Annotated in this window: 5 protein-coding genes; 4 read left to right on the plus strand and 1 reads right to left on the minus strand. The window is 54.2% G+C overall.

Features of this window, described 5'->3' with window-relative positions:
* The coding region (locus tag JIN85_RS19825; RefSeq protein ID WP_200274110.1) for a hypothetical protein at positions 1-402 on the plus strand (402 nt) is incomplete at its 5' end.
* A complete protein-coding gene (locus tag JIN85_RS19830; protein ID WP_200274112.1) occupies positions 399-887 on the plus strand; it encodes a hypothetical protein in 489 nt (162 codons plus the stop codon). The genes JIN85_RS19825 and JIN85_RS19830, both read left to right, overlap by 4 nt.
* A 28-nt stretch (positions 888-915) precedes the next feature.
* Here the strand turns inward: JIN85_RS19830 and JIN85_RS19835 are convergent, their stop codons facing one another.
* Positions 916-1,626, minus strand: a complete 711-nt coding sequence (locus JIN85_RS19835; protein ID WP_200274114.1) for a hypothetical protein — start codon at positions 1,624-1,626, stop codon at positions 916-918.
* Between the two features lie 128 nt (positions 1,627-1,754).
* On the opposite strand from JIN85_RS19835, the gene JIN85_RS19840 reads away from it, so the two are divergent.
* Entirely contained in the window at positions 1,755-2,396 is a 642-nt protein-coding gene (locus tag JIN85_RS19840; RefSeq protein ID WP_200274116.1) for a ParB/Srx family N-terminal domain-containing protein, read from the plus strand.
* Positions 2,353-3,810 (plus strand): ParB N-terminal domain-containing protein, encoded by a 1,458-nt coding sequence (locus JIN85_RS19845; RefSeq protein ID WP_200274118.1) that lies wholly within the window; start codon positions 2,353-2,355, stop codon positions 3,808-3,810. The genes JIN85_RS19840 and JIN85_RS19845 overlap by 44 nt, the downstream gene beginning before the upstream one ends.
* Positions 3,811-3,973 lie beyond the last annotated feature (163 nt).

Below are 3,973 nucleotides of genomic sequence, written 5' to 3' on the forward strand. Positions count from 1 at the left end.
AAATCCGGGATCGGCAAGAGCCATGCGCTGGCATCGCTGCTGCGAAAGCTCGAGCAACCGTTCCTCTGGTGGAGTGGCACCGAAGCCCGCGATGCCGCAATCGAAGCGGCTACCGCCGAGAAAGACCGGGAAGGGTGCAAGCGCCGTTGGCAGCAAGGCTCGACGATTTCAATTCTAGTCCTGGACGACATCAGCCAAGGGCGAATGACGGAGGCGTGGAGCGCGAAGCTCTTCGACCTGTTAGAGACGCGGATGGGATCGAAGCTACCGACATTCTGGAGCAGTCAAATCGACCTGCCAAAGCTGCGAGAAAAGATCGTCCGTCAGAACGGTGGAGACACCGCGCAATCCGAAGCCATCAGCAGACGGCTATCACAACATTCAATGATTTTGAGAGCATGAGCAAAGATAACGCAATTGATGAACTACAACTGACGGGTGACGGATTTTTTTCTCGCGAGGGAAATCGACTTTCATTCCAGCAATCCCTTGCGGCCATTAGGGAAATTCGTGGATATTCTCTGAACGAGTGTGCGATTTTATCCCGTCAGTTACCCAGGACTTTCGAGAATTGGGCACTTGGCCACCGGGTTCCGAGTGGCGAAATCCGTTCACAGGTCCTTCAAGATCTGATGAGATCGGCAAATCCTCCGAGCCGTCGACGGCAGACGGAGATGCAGCGCCTCCATAATCTCAGTTGGGACAAGTCCAAGCATTCCTGGAAGCTGAGAGTAACACTAGACCTCGGAAAGAAGATCGTCGGGAAACGTCTCACCGTGATGTTGAAGACTGCCGATGAAAAGATCGCGATTGAGAAGCGGGATGCGATCCTTGAGGGCTACAAGCGAGTAGGATTGACTGTTAGGGTTAGAAAACAAAAACGATAATTGATGGAGGTAGTTTATCTTGAAATATTTAATCGATGTCCGGAATTGTAACTATTTCTGACTCTGTGTTTGGATTGTTGGTATGAGTTATTCCGTGATATGTTTCTGGGGAGCTTTCAGTTATTGAAAAAGTTTTATTGATCCCCTCTTGTGTTGGGCCACTTGCACTAAGGACGTTAATGGCGGAGATGAGGCTTCCGGCTTCATAATACTTTTCCACTTCGCCGAGCAGTCTTGGGAGTGGCACACTACTATCTTTTTCGAGATTCCGAATATTTAATAAAATATCATGCCTTGATTTGTTCATGGTTTGGATCAAAACCGGTAGAGTTTGATCAAATAATAGTTCTTTCTGATACTGATCGCGAGATCCTGTAATTACAGTGGATATCCCGCCAAATACTTTAAGCTCACTTTCGGTGAAAACTTCATTTCCTAATGTTGCAAATGCACTCAAGACTGAAAGGGCGCTGCCTGTAGTAAATGAAACCCATTTTCCCTCGGAATAAATTTGATTAACATAAGCCCGGTAAAAATAATCAATGGCAGCAATTCTTCCTTCGGCTATCGTTTCGTTGGATGGTGGTGAGCCTGTTTCTGGATAAATTACACTTGGTTTCCAATACTGCAGATTGTTGTTTAAATCAGCATTCTTTTCTCCAGGATATTTTGGGTAAGGATTGAATGCCTGACAACTTAGTAGGAAAGCAAAAGAGGCGTACAGGGGTATGTTTTTCATCAAAAATCCTATGTGGTAGTTGATTCAACTACGAGTAGTTAAAACGTCAAAAGATTAAAACGACAAGGCTTTTTTAAGGGACCACTGGCGCTCGTTGCCGATCCCGGTAGTTCGAAGAATTCTCCGGCATGGAGAGTTCAAAAGAACAGTTTTTGCCGGAAGTAAAATGCAGTCACAAGGAGCTGCTTGATCCCTCATCACTCACGCCGCATCCGCGCAATCCCAATAAACACGGGCAGAAGCAGATCGAAATGCTGGCCCGGATCATCCGGCATCAGGGGTGGCGGAATCCGATTGTGGTTTCGGCGCGGAGTGGGTTTGTGATCGCGGGGCATGGGAGGCTGGAAGCGGCTTTGCTGCTTGGCCTTTCGCAAGTGCCGGTGGACGTGCAGGAGTTTGCGAGCGAGGCGGATGAATGGGCGCACTTGGTGGCCGACAACCGGATTGCCGAGCTGGCGGATATGGACAAGGGCGGGCTGGAAGACTTGCTGCGGGACCTTGGCGAGGTGGACGATTTCGACCTCGAGCTGACTGGCTTCGACGCCTCGGAGCTGGACCAGATGCTTTCCGATGAAACCCAGGCGGATGACATCGCGGAAGACGAGGATGCTTCGGAAAATGCCTGCCTGCTCAAGTTCGACGGGCTGTCGATTCCAGTCACCGAAGCGGAACGGGTGGCTCTTCGTCGCCAGATCGATCAACACGCGGAAGCGACCGGTTCCTACTTTGGATTCGTTCGTCAACTCCTGGCCCTCGAAGACGATGTTTGAGGCAAGCTATCCCATCGACCGGCTCAAACCGGCGTCCTACAACCCGAGGCGGATCAGTGAAACCGAGTTTTCGAAGCTACGCGAAAGCATCCGTGCACTTGGCGCGGTCAAACCGGTGATCGTTTCGCAGGGCACCATCATCGCCGGGCACCAACGCACCAAAGCGATGCGGGCCGAAGGACTCGAGAACACGGCGGTGCATTTGTTAGGTCCGGTTTCGGTGACCGAGGAAATTCGGTTTAACCAGATCCACAACGGATCCGACCTGGACGAATCGGACGAACTGAAGGTGCGGGTGCCTGCCATGGATTGCGGTTGGCAGATCGTGCCGGCACGGGAGATACGCGTTGGAAATCCTCTGGCTCGCGGGGCTGTTCGAAGGAAAGAAATCCTGCGCCTGCTCGCGAAACATGGACCTTGGGGCGGGGCGGTTGCGTTGCCGGATGGTCGGGTGATTTCCTCGGCGGACTATGCCGCGTGCTGCCAGCAACTGGGGATGCCGCTGCATCTGATGGTGATCGGCGCCGAACTCGAGGACGTGGCGAAGCGCTACCTTTCCGCGTCCTACGGCGTCTACTCCTACGACCATTTGCCGCGCACGACCTGGGCACAGGCATTGGCGCAAATGAACCGGCTAAATGGCGGTGGCAATCGTGAGCTGCGGAGCCGGACCTACGAGCACGCGGTGCTGCCACATGTGACGAAGAAGGAGCGGATCCTCGACTTCGGCGCGGGCAAGCTGGCCTACGTGAAGCGCCTGAGCGCGGCGGGCTATCAGATCCGCGGTCTTGAGTTCTACCTGCAGCGCAATGGCAAGATCGCGTTTGGCGAGGTGCAACGGCACATCGATCGAGTGCTCGAGGATTTGCGAACTCACGGACCCTACGACGTCGTGGTGTGTGACTCGGTGCTCAACAGTGTGGATTCGGTAGCTGCCGAGGAAGCGGTGCTGCTCACGCTGTCCGCGCTGTGCCGGAGAGGCGGCAAGGTGATCTTCAGCGGTCGCAGTCTGGATTCGGAGCTGACCCGGCTGAACAACAAGACGTGCGTCGAGAAAACCCACACGCGACGCCAGGTGAACTTTCTCGATGGCGAACGGATCTCGGCGATCTATTCGCGGGGCGTTTGGCGCTATCAGAAGTTCCATGGAATCGAGCACATCCGGGAATTGACCGAGCGATTCATCGGCAAGCGCTACGAGATCCGCGATGCCGAAGGACGTGAGCTGAAGAGCGGACCCATCCGGACCACGGGCTGGTCGGTGGTGGCGATCAACGAGCGGCCGTCATCGGCTGATGATCTCGAGAAAGGGCTGAGGTTTGAATTCAACCTGCCGCTACCCGGTGGCAAGCGCTACGGACGCAGCGACGACATTGTGGCGGCCGTTCCATGGCTGAGAGGAGAAGACGCATGAGCACGGGACGACCAAAGATGGAGTTCGATCTGAGCGAGGTCGAAAAGCTGGGGATGCTGGGAGCGACAGCCGCCGAGATGGCGGCGTGGTTTGGCTGCGCGACGCGGACGATTGAGCGGCGGATGTCGCGCAAGGATGGGGAGTTTTGTCGGTCCTATGAAAA

It is taken from the genome of Luteolibacter pohnpeiensis, assembly GCF_016595435.1.
GTDB lineage: Bacteria > Verrucomicrobiota > Verrucomicrobiia > Verrucomicrobiales > Akkermansiaceae > Luteolibacter > Luteolibacter pohnpeiensis.